This window comes from Amycolatopsis sp. WAC 01416 (assembly GCF_003947485.1).
In the GTDB taxonomy this organism is placed as follows: Bacteria; Actinomycetota; Actinomycetes; order Mycobacteriales; family Pseudonocardiaceae; genus Amycolatopsis.
This window is the reverse complement of the sequence record NZ_QHHX01000005.1, coordinates 689834-708999: the sequence shown is the minus strand read 5'-3', so window position 1 is coordinate 708999 and position 19166 is coordinate 689834. Positions and strand designations below refer to the sequence as shown.

At 68.9% G+C, this 19166-nt stretch carries 21 protein-coding genes; 7 read left to right on the top strand and 14 right to left on the bottom strand.

From position 1 onward, the window contains the following. Window positions 1–15: 15 nt before the first annotated feature. The 3 genes from DL990_RS20665 to ctaD all read right to left on the bottom strand — a co-directional run bounded on the left by DL990_RS20665 (window position 16) and on the right by ctaD (window position 3866). Window positions 16–774, bottom strand: coding sequence for a peptidyl-tRNA hydrolase (locus DL990_RS20665; RefSeq protein WP_125799609.1), 759 nt, complete (start codon window positions 772–774; stop codon window positions 16–18). After that, window positions 771–2000, bottom strand: coding sequence for a phosphoserine phosphatase SerB (serB, locus tag DL990_RS20660; protein WP_125799608.1), 1230 nt, complete (start codon window positions 1998–2000; stop codon window positions 771–773). Before serB ends, DL990_RS20665 begins: the two co-directional genes overlap by 4 nt. An 87-nt stretch (window positions 2001–2087) precedes the next feature. Then, window positions 2088–3866 (bottom strand): cytochrome c oxidase subunit I, encoded by a 1779-nt coding sequence (ctaD, locus tag DL990_RS20655; RefSeq protein ID WP_034308844.1) that lies wholly within the window; start codon window positions 3864–3866, stop codon window positions 2088–2090. A gap of 135 nt (window positions 3867–4001) precedes the next feature. Between ctaD and DL990_RS20650 the strand changes: the two genes are divergently transcribed. Further along, window positions 4002–4871, top strand: a complete 870-nt coding sequence (locus DL990_RS20650; RefSeq protein WP_125799607.1) for a phosphotransferase — start codon at window positions 4002–4004, stop codon at window positions 4869–4871. Here DL990_RS20650 and DL990_RS20645 read toward each other — a convergent pair. Further along, entirely contained in the window at window positions 4843–6084 is a 1242-nt protein-coding gene (locus tag DL990_RS20645; protein ID WP_125799606.1) for a glycosyltransferase, read from the bottom strand. The two genes, DL990_RS20650 and DL990_RS20645, sit on opposite strands and share 29 nt — an antisense overlap. Window positions 6085–6432: 348 nt before the next feature. Next, on the bottom strand, window positions 6433–7212 hold the full coding sequence (locus DL990_RS20635; protein WP_125799605.1) for an SDR family oxidoreductase: 780 nt from the start codon (window positions 7210–7212) through the stop codon (window positions 6433–6435). A gap of 148 nt (window positions 7213–7360) precedes the next feature. Between DL990_RS20635 and DL990_RS20630 the strand changes: the two genes are divergently transcribed. Beyond that, window positions 7361–8005: a TetR/AcrR family transcriptional regulator gene (locus DL990_RS20630; protein WP_125799604.1), complete on the top strand. Its 645-nt coding sequence runs from the start codon at window positions 7361–7363 to the stop codon at window positions 8003–8005. A gap of 17 nt (window positions 8006–8022) precedes the next feature. Here the strand turns inward: DL990_RS20630 and DL990_RS20625 are convergent, their stop codons facing one another. Then, entirely contained in the window at window positions 8023–8760 is a 738-nt protein-coding gene (locus DL990_RS20625; protein ID WP_125799603.1) for an alpha/beta fold hydrolase, read from the bottom strand. Window positions 8761–8799: 39 nt separating this feature from the next. On the opposite strand from DL990_RS20625, the gene DL990_RS20620 reads away from it, so the two are divergent. Next, window positions 8800–9300 carry a GNAT family N-acetyltransferase gene (locus tag DL990_RS20620; protein ID WP_125799602.1) on the top strand — a complete coding sequence of 167 codons (501 nt, stop codon included), beginning with the start codon at window positions 8800–8802 and terminating at the stop codon, window positions 9298–9300. A 1-nt stretch (window position 9301) separates the two neighbouring features. Here DL990_RS20620 and DL990_RS20615 read toward each other — a convergent pair whose 3' ends face one another. Then, a complete protein-coding gene (locus tag DL990_RS20615; protein WP_125785093.1) occupies window positions 9302–9589 on the bottom strand; it encodes a hypothetical protein in 288 nt (95 codons plus the stop codon). A gap of 410 nt (window positions 9590–9999) precedes the next feature. Beyond that, entirely contained in the window at window positions 10000–10752 is a 753-nt protein-coding gene (locus DL990_RS20610; RefSeq protein WP_199746496.1) for a helix-turn-helix transcriptional regulator, read from the bottom strand. Between the two features lie 51 nt (window positions 10753–10803). On the opposite strand from DL990_RS20610, the gene DL990_RS20605 reads away from it, so the two are divergent. Next, window positions 10804–11367: a class I SAM-dependent methyltransferase gene (locus DL990_RS20605; protein WP_125799646.1), complete on the top strand. Its 564-nt coding sequence runs from the start codon at window positions 10804–10806 to the stop codon at window positions 11365–11367. Between the two features lie 70 nt (window positions 11368–11437). On the opposite strand, the gene DL990_RS20600 is transcribed toward DL990_RS20605, so the two are convergent. Next, window positions 11438–12562, bottom strand: a complete 1125-nt coding sequence (locus tag DL990_RS20600) for an alkaline phosphatase family protein (protein WP_125799601.1) — start codon at window positions 12560–12562, stop codon at window positions 11438–11440. A gap of 51 nt (window positions 12563–12613) precedes the next feature. Here DL990_RS20600 and DL990_RS20595 point away from each other — a divergent pair, with 51 nt between their 5' ends. Together DL990_RS20595 and DL990_RS20590 are read left to right on the top strand one after the other, a co-directional pair. Continuing rightward, a complete protein-coding gene (locus DL990_RS20595) occupies window positions 12614–12826 on the top strand; it encodes an FmdB family zinc ribbon protein (protein WP_125785095.1) in 213 nt (70 codons plus the stop codon). A 97-nt stretch (window positions 12827–12923) separates the two neighbouring features. Further along, window positions 12924–13856, top strand: coding sequence for a hypothetical protein (locus DL990_RS20590; RefSeq protein ID WP_125785096.1), 933 nt, complete (start codon window positions 12924–12926; stop codon window positions 13854–13856). A 34-nt stretch (window positions 13857–13890) separates the two neighbouring features. On the opposite strand, the gene DL990_RS20585 is transcribed toward DL990_RS20590, so the two are convergent. After that, window positions 13891–14265: a DUF6401 family natural product biosynthesis protein gene (locus DL990_RS20585; protein WP_125785097.1), complete on the bottom strand. Its 375-nt coding sequence runs from the start codon at window positions 14263–14265 to the stop codon at window positions 13891–13893. A gap of 60 nt (window positions 14266–14325) precedes the next feature. Then, window positions 14326–15444 carry a PLP-dependent aspartate aminotransferase family protein gene (locus tag DL990_RS20580; protein WP_125785098.1) on the bottom strand — a complete coding sequence of 373 codons (1119 nt, stop codon included), beginning with the start codon at window positions 15442–15444 and terminating at the stop codon, window positions 14326–14328. Between the two features lie 59 nt (window positions 15445–15503). Between DL990_RS20580 and DL990_RS20575 the strand changes: the two genes are divergently transcribed. Continuing rightward, window positions 15504–15983, top strand: a complete 480-nt coding sequence (locus DL990_RS20575) for an Lrp/AsnC family transcriptional regulator (RefSeq protein ID WP_125799600.1) — start codon at window positions 15504–15506, stop codon at window positions 15981–15983. Here DL990_RS20575 and DL990_RS20570 read toward each other — a convergent pair. Genes DL990_RS20570 through DL990_RS20560 form a run of 3 tightly spaced genes read right to left on the bottom strand, consistent with a single transcriptional unit; the run spans window position 15970 to window position 18959 of the window. Next, window positions 15970–16803 (bottom strand): hypothetical protein, encoded by an 834-nt coding sequence (locus DL990_RS20570; protein WP_125799599.1) that lies wholly within the window; start codon window positions 16801–16803, stop codon window positions 15970–15972. The genes DL990_RS20575 and DL990_RS20570 overlap by 14 nt on opposite strands. 10 nt (window positions 16804–16813) lie before the next feature. Continuing rightward, window positions 16814–17173, bottom strand: coding sequence for a hypothetical protein (locus DL990_RS20565; RefSeq protein WP_125799598.1), 360 nt, complete (start codon window positions 17171–17173; stop codon window positions 16814–16816). 10 nt (window positions 17174–17183) lie between these two features. After that, a complete protein-coding gene (locus DL990_RS20560) occupies window positions 17184–18959 on the bottom strand; it encodes a 3-hydroxyacyl-CoA dehydrogenase family protein (RefSeq protein ID WP_125799597.1) in 1776 nt (591 codons plus the stop codon). Window positions 18960–19166 lie beyond the last annotated feature (207 nt).

The following is a 19166-nucleotide window of genomic DNA, read 5'->3' as shown; positions in this document are numbered from 1 at the left end:
GGGGAGTATAGGAGGCTAGGCCCTTTGGGCTAGGACCGTGACGGTTCCGGGATCGACTTCGGTGAACCCGGCGTCCCGGACCGCGACGACGCCGTCACGGCGCCACGAGCCCTCCGGATCCTCGACCGGGCACAGCGCCTTCCAGGTCGCGACCGGCGGCGTCCGCACCGAGCACCGGAACCCGGTCTCGGCCCAGGCCGCCCGTTCGGCTTCGTCCAGCAGCGAGGCCAGGATCATCGTCGCGTGCCCGACCTGGGCGGCGCCCTTGCCGACGGTCATCGTGACCTCGGGGTTCAGCAGCAACCGCGGGAGACCGCCCGGCGCGGGCCCGGGCTCGTCGGCCGGGAGCTCGCTCCCGGAGATCTGCAACCGCGAGACCTCTTTCGGGGTGTCGACGACGCGGCCGGGCACCAACGCCCGCGCCTCGGCGCCGTCCACCTCGATCGTGATGCCGGGCAGCTCCTGGACGGCCTGCCAATGCGCGCCGCGCGCACGCCGGGCGACCTTGCGGATCCGGCCGTCGACCCACGCCTTGAGCGGCTCGTGCCATTCGCCTTCGGGCTCGGCGCGTTCGTCGAGACAGACCGCGACCGCGGCCGCCGCGGCGGCCTCCAGCAACGCGGTCCGCGACGGCGGTTCGGCGCGTTCCATCCGCAGGATCACGGGCATGGCACGGACCTCGGCGGGATCCTCGTCGGAGGTGTCCACCGTGTCTTCGGCAGGCAGCCCCAGCCAGTACGCGTAGCGCGCGGCCAGCGGCTCCAGCACGCTCATGGCCGCGAAAGCTCGAGCCCGTCGGCCGCGTCGGCGGCCTCGATCTCGGCCCTGGTGACCCCGAGCAGGAACAGCACGGCGTCGAGGTACGGATGCGAAAGCGCGGTGTCGGCGACCTCGCGCAGCGCGGGCTTCGCGTTGAAGGCGACACCCATTCCGGCGACCGACAGCATGTCGATGTCGTTCGCTCCGTCGCCGACCGCGACGCACTGCTCGAGCGAGATCTCGTACTCCTCGGCGAACCGGCGCAGCGCCGTCGCCTTGCCAGCGCGGTCGACGATCTCCCCGACCACCCGGCCGGTGAGCTTGCCGTCGACCACTTCGAGCTCGTTCGCGGCGGCGAAATCGAGGCCGAGGTCGTCCACGAGGGACTGGATGATCCTGGTGAATCCACCCGAAACGACCCCGCAGCGGAACCCCATCCGCTTCAGCGTGCGGATGGTCGTGCGCGCGCCGGGGGTGAGCTCGATGGACGCGGCGACCTCGTCGAGCACCGTCTCCGGGAGCCCTTCCAGCAGTGCGACCCGGCGCTCCAGCGACTCGCCGAAGTTCAGCTCGCCGCGCATCGCGGCCTCGGTGATCTCGCGGACCTGCGGTTCGACGCCGGCGTGCGCGCCGAGCATCTCGATGACCTCGCCCTGGATGAGCGTCGAATCGACGTCGAAGACGACCAGTCGCTTGGCGCGGCGGGCGAGCCCGGCCCGCTCGACCGAGATGTCGATCCCGGCCTCGACGGCGGCGTCCGCCAGCGCGGTGCGCAACGCGGCGTCGGCCTCCGGGGTGTCCTGGGCGAGCGAGGTGTACAGCTCCAGCCCGGTGACCGGATAGTCGGCGACACTGCGGATCGAGTCGATGTTGACGTCCAGCGCGGCGAGGCGGCGCGCGACGTCGGAGAACGCCCGCGCGGTGACCGGGCGGCCGAGCATCAGCAGGACATGCGTCGAGTCCTTCTGCCCGATGGCGAACGGGTCGGCGCCGATGGCCGAGCCGATCTTCACCTCGACCTGCATCCCGACCGACGCCATCGCCTGCTCGACGTATTCCTGCAGGCCTTCGGGGTCGCGGTACACCCCGGCGAGCACGCCGAGCACCAGCTGGCCGCGGATCACGACCTGCTCGACGTCGAGCACGTCGACGTCGTGGCGCGACAGCACGGCGAACAGCACCGAGGACACACCCGGCTTGTCGGGACCGGTGGTGGTGATGAGAACTGGTGTCTGCGTCACGGGGTCAGTCTCCCTCAGCCGGAGACGAAAAAGGCGCGTGCCTTGCCCCTGTGTGAGGCAAGGCACGCGCCGATTCCGCTTATCGGGTCACTTCTCGCTGGAGTTGTCCTTGGAGTGATCACCCGGCATGGCCGCCTCGGTGAGCACCTGGGACGGCGCGCGGTGGGTGTTGACCTTCTGCTTCCCGAAGAAGCCGATCTCACCCTCCTTGTGGATGCGCTCGACCATATGCGGGTAGTGCAGCTCGAACGCCGGCCGCTCGGACCGGATCCGCGGCAGCTCGGTGAAGTTGTGCCGCGGCGGCGGGCAGGACGTCGCCCATTCGAGCGAGTTGCCGTAGCCCCACGGGTCGTCCACCGTGACGATCTCGCCGTACCGGTAGCTCTTGAAGACGTTCCAGATGAACGGCAGCGTCGAGGCACCGAGGATGTACGCGCCGATCGTCGAGATCGTGTTCAGCGTGGTGAACCCGTCCGACTGCAGGTAGTCCGCGTACCGGCGCGGCATGCCTTCGGCACCCAGCCAGTGCTGCACGAGGAACGTGGCGTGGAAGCCGATGAACGTCGTCCAGAAGTGCCACTTGCCGAGCTTCTCGTCCATCATGCGGCCGGTGATCTTCGGGAACCAGAAGTAGATCCCGGCGAACGTGGCGAACACGATCGTGCCGTAGAGCACGTAGTGGAAGTGCGCGACGACGAAGTAGCTGTCGGACACGTGGAAGTCGATCGCCGGCGCGGCCAGCATGATGCCGGTCAGACCGCCGAAGAGGAACGTGACGATGAAGCCCATCGAGAAGATCATCGGCGTCTCGAAGGACAGCTGGCCCTTCCACATCGTGCCGATCCAGTTGAAGAACTTCACGCCGGTCGGGACCGCGATCAGGAAGGTCATGAAGGAGAAGAACGGCAGCAGCACGGCGCCGGTCGCGTACATGTGGTGCGCCCACACGGCCACCGACAGCGCGGCGATCGCCAGCGTCGCCCAGACCAGGCCCTTGTAACCGAAGATCGGCTTGCGGCTGAAGACCGGGAAGATCTCCGACACGATCCCGAAGAACGGTAGGGCGACGATATAGACCTCTGGATGGCCGAAGAACCAGAACAGGTGTTGCCAGAGGATCACGCCGCCGTTCGCGGGGTCGAACACATGTGCCCCGAGATGCCGGTCCGCCAGCAGGCCCATCAGGGCCGCGGTCAGGATCGGGAACGCCAGCAGGATCAGGATGCTGGTGACCAGGATGTTCCAGGTGAAGATCGGCATCCGGTACATCGTCATACCCGGGGCGCGCAGGCAGACCACCGTGGTGATCATGTTGACGCCACCGAGGATGGTGCCGAGACCGGAGACGACCAGACCGGAGATCCACAGGTCGGCACCGACGCCGGGCGAGTGGATGGCGTCCGACAGCGGGGTGTAGGCGAACCAGCCGAAGTCGGCGGCGCCACCCGGGGTCAGGAAGCCGGACATCACGATCAGGCCGCCGAAGAGGTACAGCCAGTACGAGAACGCGTTCAGCCGCGGGAAGGCGACGTCGGGCGAACCGATCTGCAGCGGCAGGATGAAGTTCGCGAAACCGAAGAGGATCGGCGTCGCGTACAGCAGCAGCATGATCGTGCCGTGCATGGTGAACAGCTGGTTGTACTGCTCCTGCGAAAGGAACTGCTGCCCGGGACGTGCCAGCTCGGAGCGGATCAGCATCGCCATCGCGCCGCCCACCATGAAGAAGGCGAACGACGTGACCAGGTACATGATGCCGATTTGCTTGTGGTCCGTCGTGCGGAACAACCGCAGCAGGTACGAACCCTTAACCGACTCCCGCGCGGGATACGGGCGCGTGGCGATCGGCTTGGGGGCTACGGCCGTCACTCCTGCCTCCAACACTCAAACCTTGTGGTGGTCAATGTTCTGCCGTCGGCCGGGTTCGAGACCCATTCCGGCGGCTAATGGGGATCGTAGCCCTCACTACCGACAGTCGCGCGCACCGGCTGGCAAGATCGCGCCGTGACCGACGAACACACGCGTGCGGGAGTGGCCGCGGCGATCGCTGTCGGTACTCGGCACGGGCTGCCGACCGGTGCCCCCGATGTCCTGCATTTCAAGTCGAACGTGCTGGTGAGACTGGGTCCGGTGGTGGCACGGGTGCCCGGCACGACGCGCCTCGCGCGTTCCTCCCCCGAAGACTGGCTCGCGCGCGATGTCGAGCTGTCGAGGTACCTCACGGAACGTGATGTGCTCGTCGTCTCACCGACCACGGATCCCCCGGCAGGACCGCATTTCGCCGACGGCCTCCCGGTCACTCTCTGGCACTACACGCCGCACGAACCGGGGCACACCTTGTCGCCGCGCGAGGTGGCGATCTCGCTGGCCCGGGTGCACGCCGCGCTCGCGGGCTACCCCGGCGAACTGCCCGAACTCGGACCGGTCCGAGAACTCCGGACGTTGCTCGACCGGCACGGTTCCGTCATGGGTGGCGCGGCGCCCCGGTTGCGCGAAGAACTCGAACGGGTCGCGGCGGCGCTCCCGGCGGACGAGATCCGGCCGCTGCACGGGGACGCCCATCGGGGGAACGTCATCGCGACGGCGGCCGGACCGTGCTGGCTCGACTTCGAGGACACCTGGCGGGGACCGCTCGGCTGGGACCTGGGCGTGCTCTACGCGGAGGCCGGTCCCGCGGCGCTTTCGGCGTATCCCACCGACGTGCCGCCCTCGTCGTTGGAGCCGTTCATCGCGTTGCGTCGGTTGTTCGAGGTGCCCTGGCGATTCGTGATCGCGCGGCGGTTCCCCGAGCGACTCCCCGAGGCCGAGGCCGCCCTGGAGCGCTACTTCTCCCGCAATCAGTCACCTACTTGCGAAGGGGTGCCACGCAAGTAGGTGACGAATTGCGCGGGGTCAGGAGTTTCGCCGCCACATCGACGCCGTCCGTCCGCACCTCACCGCCGATCTGCCCGGCCCGCGAGGCGACTTCGGGGCGCAGCACCTCATCCAGAGCGAGCGTCAGCGCTTCGGCGGAGGGCTCCCCCGTGATCGACGTCCCCACCCCGAGTTCCCTGACGCGCTGCGCGAAGTAGGGCTGGTCGAACATCTGGGGCACGAGCACCTGCGGCACCCCTGCCACGGTCGCCGCCGTGGTCGTACCGGCGCCACCGTGGTGCACGACCGCCGCGACCCGTGGGAAGAGCGCCTGCTGGTTGACGTCCCCGACGGCGATGCAGTCCGGCTCGTCGTCGATCGGCGCCAGCCCGGTCCAACCGCGGAACACGATCGCCCGCCGCCCGTGCGCCCTCGCCGCCTCGATCATCGCCTTCGCGATCTCCTCCGGGGCGCGGATGCTCCCGAATCCGAAGTAGACCGGCTGCTCCCCGTCGTCGAGGAACGCCTCCAGCTCGGGGGACAACGGACTGTGGTCCGGCAGGATCCAGGCGCCGGTCTGGTGCACGTCCAATGCCGACGGTCCCCGCCACGGCGCCAGCACCGGATCGGCGGCCAGCCACGGGCTCTCGGTGAAGATGTGCCCGCGGACGTCGTCGACCGGTGGCAGGCCGAGCCGTTTCCGTTGCGCGTCGAGCACCCCGCCCCACCGCTCGTTCCATCGTTCCGCGTCGTCGGCCCACAAAGCCGGGATGGCGGCATCGGGATTCTTCGGCGCCCATCCCGGGAAAACGGGCGGACAATGGTGCAGTGAAGGCAGCGTTATCGGGCAGTAAGCGGTGAAGAAATAGGGAATCCCTTTTCGCTCGGCCACCGAATGCGCGGCGATGTTCAACACCATTCCCGCGACGACGGCGTCGCATCCTTCGGCCGCTTCCGGCATCGTCTCGAACTGGTCGACGACCATGGCCTCGGCCATCTTCCTCCGCCCCTCCGGCGTGGCCATCGCCTTGGTCATCGCGGAATCCGGCTTCGCCGTCGACCGGAGCTCCGGCCCCAACGGCACGAAGGAGATCCCGAGACCTTCCGCCCAGTCACGGAAATCCGGCGGCGCGCAGAGCCGGACGTCCTGGCCGAGTTCCCGCAACCGCACCGCCAGTGCCACCAATGGCTGCACTTCACCCCTCGTCCCGATAGTGGACAGGAGTACACGCATGGGAATCCCCCTTCGGCAAAAATGTGAAGGGGCAATTGTGGACCGGGAATGGGGGCTTGCCGCAAGTCCCCCTGTCCGCTATACCTTTGAAGGGGCGAGGGAAATGGGCACTTTCTTCTGCGACCTCGTCATCTGTCGAGGCATCCGCGATCACGGCCGACGGCGGAAGCCGATGCGCATCAGCCGGCTGTGGGCACAGTCTTCGTGAAGCTGTGATCAGCGAGAAGGCTCGCATCCCGGCCGGTCGCGGCACCACCGGCGCCGCTACACAGGTAAGTGGTGCCCACGGCGGGGTGATCTCGATGGCTCGTCGGATGTGGTCAGGTAGGTGGGGCGTGTCCGGAGCACTCAGGCGGCCTCGGCCTGAAGGGCGGGGCCGAGGAGGAGTCCACCGTCGATGACGTACTCCGACCCCGTGATGAACGACGCGTCCGATGACGTGAGGAACAGGAGAAGCCGGGTGACATCGGCCGGCTCTCCCAGTCGGGGAATGGCGAACGGCTCGGGTGAGTAGAAGTCGGCGATCGCCGCGGTGGCACCGGCTGCCGGTTCGTGGATGAAGGGGGTCGAGATCACGCCGGGGTGGATGGTGTTCACCCGGATGTGATCGCGGCCGAGCTCGAGTGCCGCGGTTCGGGTGAGGCCTCGCACAGCCCACTTGCCGGCGACGTACGGCGCGTAGTGAGCCGTGCCGCCCAGGCCCATGGTCGAGGCGATGTTGACGATGGCTCCCCCCGCCGCGCGGCGCAGAGCGGGGGCTGCGGCCTTGATGCCGAGGAAGGTCCCGGTGAGGTTGACGTCGAGGATGCGCGACCACGTGGCCTGGTCCGTGTTTTCGATCGTCGCAGGCGGATTCTGCACGCCCGCGTTGTTGACGAGCACATTCAGGGCGCCGAAGGCGCGCTCGGCGGCTAGCACGGCGGCGGACCACGAGCTCTCGTCGGTGACGTCAAGACGGGAGAAGCGAGCACGGGTCCCAAGCTCGTCGGCGAGAGCGGCGCCGCGTTCGGCGTCGATGCCGCCGATCACCACGTTCGCTCCCTCCGCGTGAAAGGCGCGCACGTGGCTCGAGCCCTGGCCGCCGGTGCCACCGGTCACGAGCACGGTCTGGTTGTCGAAGCGGGGCATCGAATGTTCCTCCGGTACGTGGGCGAACGACCGGGATCACCAGTGATGATGAGCGGCGGCCAGTGGTGAGCCAGACGACTCACCATCCACTCCGACACTAAGTCGACGACAGAGGAGAGTCAAGCCACTCACCTCGTATGCTGGGCCCATGAGCGGGAGCGTGACGACGTATCACCAGCGGGTCGCCCAGGAGAAGCGCGCGCTGATCGTGAGGGCGGCGACCGCACTGTTTCTCGAGCTGGGCTACGACCGGACGTCGCTGGCGCGGATCGCAGAGTGCTCCGGCGTTTCGCGGGCCACGCTGTTCAAGCAGTTTCCGAGCAAAGCCGCCCTCTTCGACGCGATCGTGACCGAGTCCTGGTCGACCGCCGACGAGGAGGACCCTCCGACGGCAGGCAACCTCGTCGACGGGCTCGGCATCATCGGTCGCCGTTACGCCGAGCTGTTGGGCCGCGCCCAGATGACGGACCTGTTCAGGATCGTCATCGCCGAGCTGCCGCGGTTCCCGGAGCTGGCCCATGCGCAGTTCTCGCACGGGAAGATGCCCTACTTCGAGTCCGTACGCGGCTACCTCCTGGCCGAGCACGAGGCGGGAACGGTGCGAGTCGAGGACGTGGAGCTCGCAGCCACCCAGTTCCTGGGCATGATCTCCAACTACGTCTTCTGGCCGGCACTCCTGGTGCCGGGCTGGGAGGTGAGCGCCGAACGCGTCACTCAGGTGGTCGACGAGGCCGTCCGCACTTTCGCCGCCCGGTACGCGACCCAAGACCCGCAGCTACCCCCTCGGCCGTGACGAGCCGGGAACGTTTCTTACGCCGGGTACCAGCCCAAGATCGCTTCGACGACTCCGGCCGGATCCTCCAGCGGCGTCAGATGCCCGGTCTCCGGCAGCACGACCAACGTCGCGTCCGGCAGCGTTTCCACCAGGGTGTTCGCCTCCTCCAGCGGCGTCAGGCCGTCCTCTTCGCCGACCACGACCAACGCCGGCACGTCCGCCGAACGCAGCGTTTCGAGTGAATCGGGCCGCGCCGCCATCGCACGTGCCGCCCACGCCACGCCGGACGGCGGCTGCGTCGTGATCAGTTCGCGAAGCCGTCCGGCCACCTCCGGGTCGGCCTTCTCCGCGAGCAGTCCTGGCGTGACGGCGTCGGGCATCCATCCGGCGCCTTCCGCCTCGACCCGGGCCGCGACGTCGCGCCGGGCCTGCGCGGCTTCGGGGGTGTCGGCCGTCGCCTTCGTGTCGATGAACACGAGCCCGCCCACCCGTTCCGGCGCGAGGCGCAGCACCGCCATCGTCAGGTAGCCGCCCATCGAGCAGCCGCCGAGGACGACCTTGTCGAGTTCGAGCCGATCGAGCAGCGCCACGACGTCACGGGCGGCGTCGTCCAGATCCGGTTCCCGGTCCGTCTCCGGCAACGGGCTGCGGCCGAGGCCGCGCTGGTCGGGCGTGATCAGCCGCAGGCGTTCCGAGAGCGGCGCGCGGACCGCGTCCCACATGCGGGCGTCGACGGGGAAGGCGTGCAGCAGTACCAGCGGGAGATCCTTCATGGCGTAATTCTGTCGCACCCTGGGGCTACCGTCAGATCCGTGCTGACAGAGATCAAGACGGAGAGGCTGCTGCTGCGGCGGCTGCGCGAGGCGGATCGCGAGAACATCGTCGCGCTGCAGGCCGATCCGGAGACGAACAAGTTCAACGTCGTGCCGCACACCGTCGAGGGTGCGCTGGAGCTGTACGACGCCTGGATGAAGCAGTGGGCCGAGCACGGGTTCGGCTATCTCGCGGTGTCCGCCTTGGACGAACCCGAGGTGATCGTCGGCTTCGGCGGCGTCCGCCGGCACGAATGGAACGGCGAGCGAGTGCTGAACCTCGCGTACCGCTTCTGGCCGTTCGCCTGGGGCAACGGCTACGCGACGGAGATGGCGGCCGCCGTCGTCGAATGGGCCGAACGGGAGATCCCCGGCATCCCGGTGATCGCCAACATCATGGTGTCCAACGAGCCGTCGGTCCGGGTCGCCGAGCGGCTCGGCTTCAAGATCCACACGGAGGAGGAGTTCGAAGGAGCGCCCTCACTGCACATGCGGCGCTGAGTCACCAGCGTCCGGGACGGCGCCGGGACCGCGCGCTCCAGCACGCCTTGTGCCAATGACGGCGGTCGGCGACCCCGCCGGTGTCGTCGGCGGGCCAGGCGACCACGTGCGGGGTTCCCTGCCGGATCTCGTGGTCGCAGCCGGGGCAGCGGTAATCCTTGGTGGCCTGCGCGCCGGGCACGGTGCGCACCAGCCAGTCGCCGTCTGCGGCGGATTCGGAGCGCGCCCAGCCGGTCGACGCGCCAAGGTCGGGGCGTCCACCGCGTTCGGGCCGGTTACGTCGTGGCACGCCCGAAACGGTATATGGCCCAGCGCCGGGTGATCCCGCTCGCTCGGTGTTCGGTCCCGCCTGTCGAACACGCGAGTTGCGCCTCCAATCACGCGAGTTGCGCCTCCAGACACGCGAGTTGCGCCTCCAGACACGTGTGATCCGCCTACCGTCACGCGTGATCCGTTGGCCGACACGCGTGATCCGTTGGCCGACACCTGTGATCCGGCGGCCATCACGTGTGATCCGGTGGCCATCACGTGACAGGAGGGGTGGCACGTGGTGGAACCGGGCCGCGGGTATGTGTCGGCCACCCGGTCACGCGTGTCGGCCACCCGGTCACGCGAGTCGGCCGCCGCGACTCGCGTGACGGAAGACGGAACTCGCGTGATTGGAGGCGTAACTCGCGTGACGGAAGGCGTAACACTCGGCTAGCCGCCGAAGTAAGCACCCGGCGTCACACCGACCGCCCGGCGGAAGGCGGCGACGAAGGCGCTCGGCGAGGAGTAGCCGATCCGGCGGGAGACCGCGGTCAGCGGCATGCCTTCGGCCAGCAGCGGAAGGGCCGCGCGCAGCCGGGCCTGCACCCGCCACGCGCCGAACGTCGTCCGGCATTCGGTGAGGAACAGCCGCGCGAGCGTTCGTTCACTCGCGCCGGCGTCGTGGGCGAAATCCGCGAGGCCGCGGCGGTCCGCCGGATCGGCGATCACCGCCCGCGCGGCGGCGAGCGCCCGCCCGTCCGACGGCATCGGCACGGTGATCGGCACGACGTCCACCGGTTCGAGCAGGTCGAAGGCGACGGCCTCGGCCCGGCAGCGCGCGTCGTCGCCGAGGCCGACCGCGCCGAGGTGTTCCAGCAGTTCCCGCAGCAGCGGGCGGACGGCGACGAGCGTCGGTTCGCGCCAGTGCACCGGGCACCGGTCTCGAGCGGCGTAGATCCCTCGCAACACGGTCTGCGCGGTCGCGCCGGTGCGATGCACGACACCGGCCGGGATCCACAGCGCGCGCGTCGGCGGCAGCACCCAGTGCCGCTCGCCGACGTTCACGCTCAGGATCCCCCGCGCCGCCCAGGCGAGCTGGTGCCCGTCGTGCTCGTGCCACGGAAGCCACGTACCGGCGGGCAGCTCCATCTCGCCGAGCACCATCGCCGTCGGCATCGGGGGAAGGAGTCCGATTCGCGACATCACTTGGCAGCCTATCGCCTACCGGTCACGGCTAGCTTCGGGTTCATGCCGATGAACCTGGTGCACCGCAAACTCTGCAGTTCCGCGCTCTGGGCGAAAGCCGTCGCCGCCGAGATGCCGGGCAACATCGCCGGTTTCGACCTCGGCGACTCCGTGCTGGAGATCGGCCCCGGCTTCGGCGCGACCACCCGCGCGCTCGTCCGGCTCGTCCCCCGGCTCACCGCGGTCGAGATCGACGAGGCCTCGGCGGACCTGCTCAAGCGGGAGTTCGACGGCCGGGTGCGGATCGTCCATGGCGATGGTGCGGCGATGCCCTTCGAGGACGGCGAGTTCTCGTCGGTCGTCTGCTTCACGATGCTGCATCACGTGCCGACGACGGCGTCGCAGGACGCGATCTTCACCGAGGCGTTCCGGGTGCTCCGCCCCGGCGGTGTCCTGCGCGCGATCGACAGTCTGGCGAACGTGCCGTTCCGGCTCTTCCACCTCGGCGACACGATGAACGCGCTCGACCCGGTTTCGCTCTGGCCCCGCCTCACCGCCGCCGGGTTCACCGACATCGACGTCGAGCACGTGCCGAAGCGGAGCGTGAAGTTCTCGGCCAGGAAGCCTGCCTGACGCGCAATTCGTCACCTGGTTGCGGTCGTCGCACGCGCGAGCACCGCAACCAGGTGACGAATTGCGGGGGTCAGCCGCGCGCGAGGACCAGCGGGACGAGCTGTTCGGCCGGGGTCAGCGAGCCGTGCTGGCCGACCAAAGAGGACTCGACGGCCTCGGCCAGTTCCCGCACGAGCCCGAACCGCCCCTTCGACGCCACGACCACGTCGCCAATCCGCGGCCGGACCCGGTCGGAGACCGGCCCGAACCAGCCCGCCTCGACGGCCTCGTCGCGCGGAAGGATCCACGCCCGATCGCCGATCACCTCGCGCCAGGCCGCCAGCACGTCGGCCTCGGCGCCCGGTTCGCTGTAGACGTGCCTTGCCCGGACCTCACCACCGATCGCCCGGACGCCGCCGAGCAGCGCCGGTGTCTCGTCGATGTCGACCGCTCCCTCGACGGTCACCATGCCGTGGTCGGCAACGACCGCGAGGAGCGTACCGGACGGCAGGCCATCCACAATGGACTCGACGAGCCGGTCGACATGGCGCAGCTGCATCCGCCATGGCGCCGAACCGGGGCCGTAGATGTGGCCGAGCATGTCGAGTTCGCTGTGGTAGCCCCAGCAGAACGCCTGCCGCGTTTCGAGGCAGTGCAGGATGCAGGCGGCCAGGTCGCCGAGCGCGTGGACACCGACATAACGCGCGCCGGACTGTGTCGCGCGCGTGAGTGCGGTGTCGGCGAACTTCGCCGAAGACACCACGCTGGTCGTGATCCCGGCGGCCGCCGCGCGTTCGAACGTCGTCGGCAGGGGCTGGACCTCGCGCGGCGGCAGAGCGCCGCGGAGATCGCCGCCGTCCACGTGGCTGGTCCAGCGCAACGCGTTCAGGACGCCTGTCCCCGGCACCTCGAAGCTGTACCCGACGAGGCCGTGTTCCCCCGAGGCGAGCCCCGTGCCGATCGCGCCGAGACCGGCCGCCGTCGTCGACGGGAAACCGACCCGCAGCGGTGACTTCGCCAGCTGGGTGAGCACGGGCGCGTCGGCGGCGTGCTCGGCCAGCAGTTCCCAGCCGAGACCGTCGATGAGCAGCACACAGGCGCCGGCCGCCTCTGTCAGGCTCAGCGAGTTGGCGAACCCGTCGGCGCCGAGGGCGGACAGCACGGAGGGGACGACTTGGCCGAGATGCGGCACGTGCGCCGCGACAGGCAGTTCCACCCGGCCAGCTTGCCATCCCGGAGCCGTCGAGGAGATGGGATAATGCCGGACATGCCGACTTACGCTTACCGCTGCCGCGAATGCGCGGGGACCTTCGAACTGCTGCGGCCGATGAGCGAGTCCGGTGCGGCCGCGCCGTGCCCGGAGGGTCACCAGGACACCGTCAAGCTGCTGACGACCGTCGCGCTGACCGGCTCGGCTTCCGGCCCTGCCCCCGTTCCCGCAGGTGGGGGCGGCTGCTGCGGAGGCGGCTGCTGCAGTTGACCCACCCGTTCGGGTGGCACAACGTGTGATCGCCCGATTGGCGGGTACCCCCCTCCCACCAGCCTGGAAGCTCCAGTGGTGGAAGGGAGAACGTCCAGTGGCCACATCAGCACTGGCGGCCGTCGACTTCGGTCAAGGCGTGTCGAGCGCCTGGAGTTCGGTCGCCACTTTCGTCCCGAAACTACTCGCGTTCCTGGTCATCCTGCTCATCGGCTGGCTGATCGCGAAGGCCCTCGCCAAAGCCGTGAGCATGGTGCTCGAGAAGGTCGGGTTCAACCGGCTCCTCGAACGCGGGGGCTTCAAACAGATGCTCGCGCGCAGCCAGTTCGACGCGTCGGACATCATCAGCAAGATCGTCTACTACGCGATCCTGCTGATCGCCCTGCAGTTCGCGTTCGGCGTGTTCGGCCCGAACCCGGTGAGCTCGCTGCTCAACGAGATCGTCGCCTGGCTGCCGCGCGCCATCGTCGCGATCGTCATCGTGGTGATCGCGGGCGCGATCGCCAAGGCGGTCAAGGACCTGGTCGGCAACGCCCTCGGCGGCGTTTCCTACGGCAAGGTGCTCGCCACCATCGCCTCGGTGTTCATCTGGGGCCTCGGTGCGATCGCCGCGCTGAACCAGATCGGCGTGGCCACCGCGGTCACGCTGCCGGTGCTGATCACCGTGCTCGCCACGGTCGGCGGCATCGCCGTCGTCGGTGTCGGCGGTGGTCTCATCAAACCGATGCAACAGCGCTGGGAGACCTGGCTCGGCCGGGCCGAGGCGGAGATCCCCGCCGCGAAGGCGCAGGCCGAGGCCTACCAGCGCGGTCGCGAAGACGCCGGCCGCTCCGGCGACGTGCCGGCCGAGCGCACGACGGTCGGCCAGCCGGTGTCCGCCGGGCATCACGCGGCCGACCCGAACCGGATGGGTCAGCAGCCGACACAGCACCAGCAGTTCCCGCCAAGCCAGGGCCAGGTGCCTCAGCACCAGGATCCCGGCCAGCGGCCCCCCGGTGGAAACATGCCCCCTCCGCCGGAGTACCGCTGACCTTCCACGGGAGCGGGTGGGGCAACCGGCCGCCCTACCCGTTCCCGGTCGGCCGGTCGTCGATCGTGGCGGCCAGCGAACACACGCCGACCAGCCGCGCGGTCATCCAGTCACTGGTGGTCCAAGCGGACAGATCGGCCGGAGCACGGAATGCCCACCCCTTGGTTTTCGCCTCGTCGAGCAGCCCGCGCGTGTAGCCGGCGAGGAGGACGACCCCGGCGACCGCCGCCGAGCCTTCGACCCCCGCCGCGAGGATGTCCCGCACCGCGGCGGAGTGCTGATCGAAGACGGCCGACAGCCCGGGCACGGCCGCCGCCGCGGCCAGCCCGGCGACACCGATCTGCTGGTGCAGCCGGGAAAGCGTGCTACGAGCCGAAGATTCCACCCAGGACGAGACCAGATCTTTCACCCGACCAGGTTAGCCACGCCGGACGATTTGTCGACATCCCGGTGACGACGATCGCAGAACTCAGCACGCTTTGAGTGCCTGATCCAGGTCGTGCCACAGGTCCTCGACGTCCTCCAGCCCCACCGACATGCGGATGAGCCGGTCGGTGACCCCCGCGCCGCGCCGGTCGTCCTCGGCCACGATCCGGTGACTGATCGAAGCGGGATGCTGGATGAGCGAGTCGACGCTGCCGAGGCTGACGGCCGGGGTGATCAACCGGACCGCGCCGATGAGCGCGTGCGGATCCCCGTCGACCTCGAACGCGATCAGCGGACCGCCGACGGCCGGGTAGTGCACGGCGCTCACGTTCGCGTGACCGCGAAGCCGCTCGACGAGCTCGGCGGCTGTCGCGGACGCGGCGTTCACACGCAGCGGAAGGGTCGAGAGGCCGCGAAGCAGCATGTATCCGGCCAATGGGTGCAGCACGCCTCCGGTGGCGAAGCGAATCTGCCGCAGCATCCCCGCGTCTTCGGCGCTACAAGCGACCACGCCACCCATGACGTCGCCGTGGCCGCCGAGGAACTTGGTCGCACTGTGCAGGACGAAGCGGGCGCCGTGCCGTCCCGGCCGCTGGAGCACGGGAGTCGCGAAGGTGTTGTCGACCAGCACCGGGACCTCGCCCGCGGCGCGCACGATCTCGGCGATGTCGACCTCGCGCAGGGTCGGGTTCGCGGGTGTTTCCAGCAGCACGAGGCCGGTGTCGGGCCGCAGCGCCGACGCGACGCCTTCCGGATCGGCCCAGGTCACCTCGGTGCCGAGCAGACCGGACGTGAGCATGTGGTCGGTGCAGCCGTAGACCGGCCGGACGGCGACGACATGCCGTTTGCCCTGCGCGACGGCGGCGAGCAGCGAAGCCGAAACGGCGGCCATGCCGGTGGCGAACGCGACGGCGTCGTCGAACCCTTCGAGTTCGGCGAGCGCCTTCTCGAACCGTTCGACGGTCGGGTTGCTCAGCCGCCCGTAGACCGGTAGCCCGGACAGCGAGCCCGACGCGGCGAATTCATCGATGCGGCTTGCCTCCTCGACGCTGTCCCGCGACGGGTAGGTCGTGGACAGGTCGAGCGGAGCGGCGTGGACGCCGAGGTCCGTGAGATCGTCACGGCCGGCGTGGACGGCTCGGGTACGCAGCGTTGCGGTCATACTCCAGATGGTGCGATTTTCTCCGGATCAACCGCAATATCCTCGGATATCATTCGCTGATGTCGGATTCTGTCGAACTGAGCACGGTTGATCTTCGAATTCTGCGGCTTCTCCAGAACGACGCCCGGATCTCGAACAAGGATCTGGCCGCCGAGGTCGGTATCGCGCCTTCGACCTGTCTCGACCGCGTCAACCGGCTGCGTGAGCTCGGGGTGATCACCGGCCAGCGCGCGGAGGTGGACGCCGCCAAACTCGGCCGCCCGCTCGAAGCACTCCTCTTCGTCCAGGTCCGCCCGCACCGGCGGGCGCTGGTCGACTCGTTCGTCGAGCATCTGCTGGCGCTGCCCGAGGTCCGCGCCGTCTACCACCTGACCGGCCCGGACGACTTCCTCGCGCACGTCGCCACCGCTTCGGCGACCGAGTTGCAACGGCTGGTGCTCGACGAACTGACCGCCCGCGACGAGGTCGCGAGGGTGCACACGAACCTGGTCTTCCAGCACTGGAGCGGGGGACCTTTGCTACCGCCTAGTCGATCCTGACCTTGAAGGGATGCGTGACGTCGGCGGGGCAGGTGAAGACGTTCAGCGCCCCTTGACGGCTGAACGTCCAGCCCGCCGGCTCGCCTTCGTCTGCTTCGCATCCGCAGCCGACCTCGTGCTCCTCCGTGGCCAGCGCGATCGTCTGACGCAATTCGGCGCCGCACTCCCGGCAGCCCAGCTCGGACCGATCGGTGGCGCCCCAGGCTGTCCAGCCGCCGATCTTCGAATAGTGGTCCAGCTCGGGCCAGCCCTCCGGCTCGTCGCCCGCGCCCTCGGGGATACCGAGCGCCGAGCGGGTCTCCGCCGGGAAGTCGCAGAGCCGGGGCAGTTCGTCGATCGAGCACGGTTCGAAAACGCAGGGTTCCGGCAGGTAGGCGGCTTTGGCGTCCTCGGGGGCGGGCGGCGGTTCCGCGATGTCCCGTACCTCGCCCGAATCACGCCAGATCAGCCGCACCGCGGGCCCCTGGTGATGCAGGCTGTCGTGTTCCATCGGGCAGAACAGCATCTGCAGGACGTCGGTGCCCTCCGGGAAGGGCAGCTCCGGGAAGTCGTCGCGGAAGAACTGCGCGGCGCCGACCATCGCCGGGACTGGCTCGTCGAGCGGATGCCCGCCCGCCCAGGCGTCGTCGGAGGCGTCCGGGTCGGGCGGCCAGGTCACCGGGCACTCCGGCCACGGTTCGTCGGACGGCCAGAGCAGCGGGCCGCCGAAGTGGCTTTCGTCCGGACCGGGCACCCCCGGCGCGGGGTGCAGCCGGATGGCCGTCCGGACCAGGTCGTTCAGGCCGGGGATGGGCATCCCGTCGTATGTGAGCTGACGCACTCACGCGAGCTTAGAGGTCCGGCAGCGGATCTTCAGGTTTTGTCCGCAGGATCTCCGCATCGGCCGCGTGCACCACAGCGACGTACTCGTCGTCGACTTCGTAGACGATGCCGTTGAATTCGAACCATGGGGTGGTCTCCGTCTCGACCGGCCCGATCCGGCGGTTGCGCAGTGTCACCGAGACGACCCGTTTCGGGGTCTTCCGGCTCAGGTACCCCGTGGTGAGGATCGTGATCGTCTTGCGGGTCACCGCGAAGAACACGCTGGGATTGGTACTGCCGAAGATGTCGGCCGGGAACACGTAGTGGATCTCGTCGTCCGGATCGAGGAGTTCCTTGATCCGTTTCCTGACCCCCGAGGAAACCGGCATGCCACCCAAGCTACCGGGCCGAGTAGTCCTTGAACCCCTTTCCGGTCTTCCGGCCCAGCCTTCCGGCGGTCACGAGGTGCTCCAGCAGCGGCGCGGGCGCGAAGCCCTCTTCACGGAACTCGTTGAACAGGGTCCGCTGGATCGCCAGCGAGACGTCCAGCCCGACGACGTCGAGCAGTTCGAACGGCCCCATCGGCAGTCCGCAACCCACCTTCATCGCGGTGTCGATGTCGTCGGCCTCCGCGTAGTGCGCCTCGAGCATCTTCACCGCGTCGTTGAGGTACGGGAACAGCAGCGCGTTGACGATGAACCCGGCCCGGTCGCCGCAGTGCACGGGGTGTTTGCCGACCGCCGCGCAGACGGCGTCGACGGTCGCGATCACGTCGGGCGCGGTGGCGATGGTCGAGACGACCTCGACGAGTTTCATCACCGGCGCCGGGTTGAAGAAGTGCACGCCGACCACGTCCGAAGGCCGCGAGGTGGCGGCCGCGCATTCGATGACCGGCAGCGAGGACGTGGTCGTCGCCAGGACCGCGCCTGGCTTCACGACGTCGTCGAGCGCGGCGAAAACGGCCTGCTTGACGGCCAGATCCTCGGCCACCGCCTCGACGACCAGGTCCACGTCGGCCAGTTCCTCGAACTCCACCGCGGGCGAGATCCGGCCGAGCGCGGCGGCGGCGTCCTCTTCGGACAGTTTGCCCTTGACGACTGCCTTGTCCAGCGACTTCTTCACCCGCGCGACGGACGCCGCGGCCTTCTCCGCGCTGCGCGCCCGCAGGATGACCTCGTAGCCGCGTTTCGCGAAGACCTCGACGATGCCGGTCGCCATGGTCCCGGTCCCGACGACACCGACCTTGCGCACCTCCCGCGCCGACGCGGTGTCCACAGTGGACTTGGTGATCGCGTCGGTCACCGTCGGCGAATCGGGCTCGTCATAGGTGTAGAAACCCTGCCCCGTCTTCCTGCCGAGCAGTCCGGCGGTGATCATCTGCTTCAGCAGCGGCGCCGGCGCGTGCAGCCGGTTGCGCGACTGGTGGTACATCGTGTCGAGGATCTCGTACGCGGTGTCCAGCCCGATGAGGTCGAGCAACGCCAAGGGCCCCATGGGATACCCGCAGCCGAACCGCATCGCCGCGTCGAGATCCTCACGCGTGGCGTAGCGCTGCTCGTACATCCGCACCGCATGATTGAGATACCCGAACAGCAGGGCGTTCGCGATGAACCCGGCGCGGTCCCCGATCACCACCGGGGTCTTGCCGAGACGTTCGGCGAACGCGACGACGTCGGTGATCACGTCGGGTTCCGTGACGACCGTGCGGACGATCTCGACCAGCTTGAGGATCGGCGCCGGGTTGAAGAAGTGCATCCCGACGACCTTGCCCGGCCGCGCGGTGTGCACACCGATCTCGGTGATCGACAGCGACGAGGTGTTCGAGACGAAGATCGTGTCCGGGCCGGTGATCTTGTCCAGCTGCGCGAACACGTCGGATTTCGCTTCGAGGTTCTCCGGGATCGCCTCGATCACCAGGTCCACATCGGACAGTTCGGTCAGCGACGTGGTGTACCGGATCCGGCCGAGCAACGCGTCACGTCCGCCGGCGTCGAGTTTGCCGCCGGACACCGCCCGTTCGGTCGAATGCTCCAGATGACCGCGGCCCCGGCTCACGCCGTCGTCGTCGATCTCCACCGCGACGACGGACACGCCGCTCCGCGCGAGCACCTCGGCGATCCCGGCACCCATGGTGCCGAGACCGATGACTCCCACACTCGAGATTTCCCGCGCCACAACCGGCCTCCGGAGGTTACTCGCTGGTAGTTTCCCCGATCGTGCCATGCCGGGGCGCGGAAAGCAGCGGCTGTCACCCTCCGAATCGAGTAAGTGTCACTCGCGGACGAGGTCCTACGGGAGACTTTCCCCTGCGTGCGACGCGAGGACGGCCGTCACGGCCGCCGATGCAATGAAAGGCTCTTTCCTTGCAAATTTTGCAAGGAA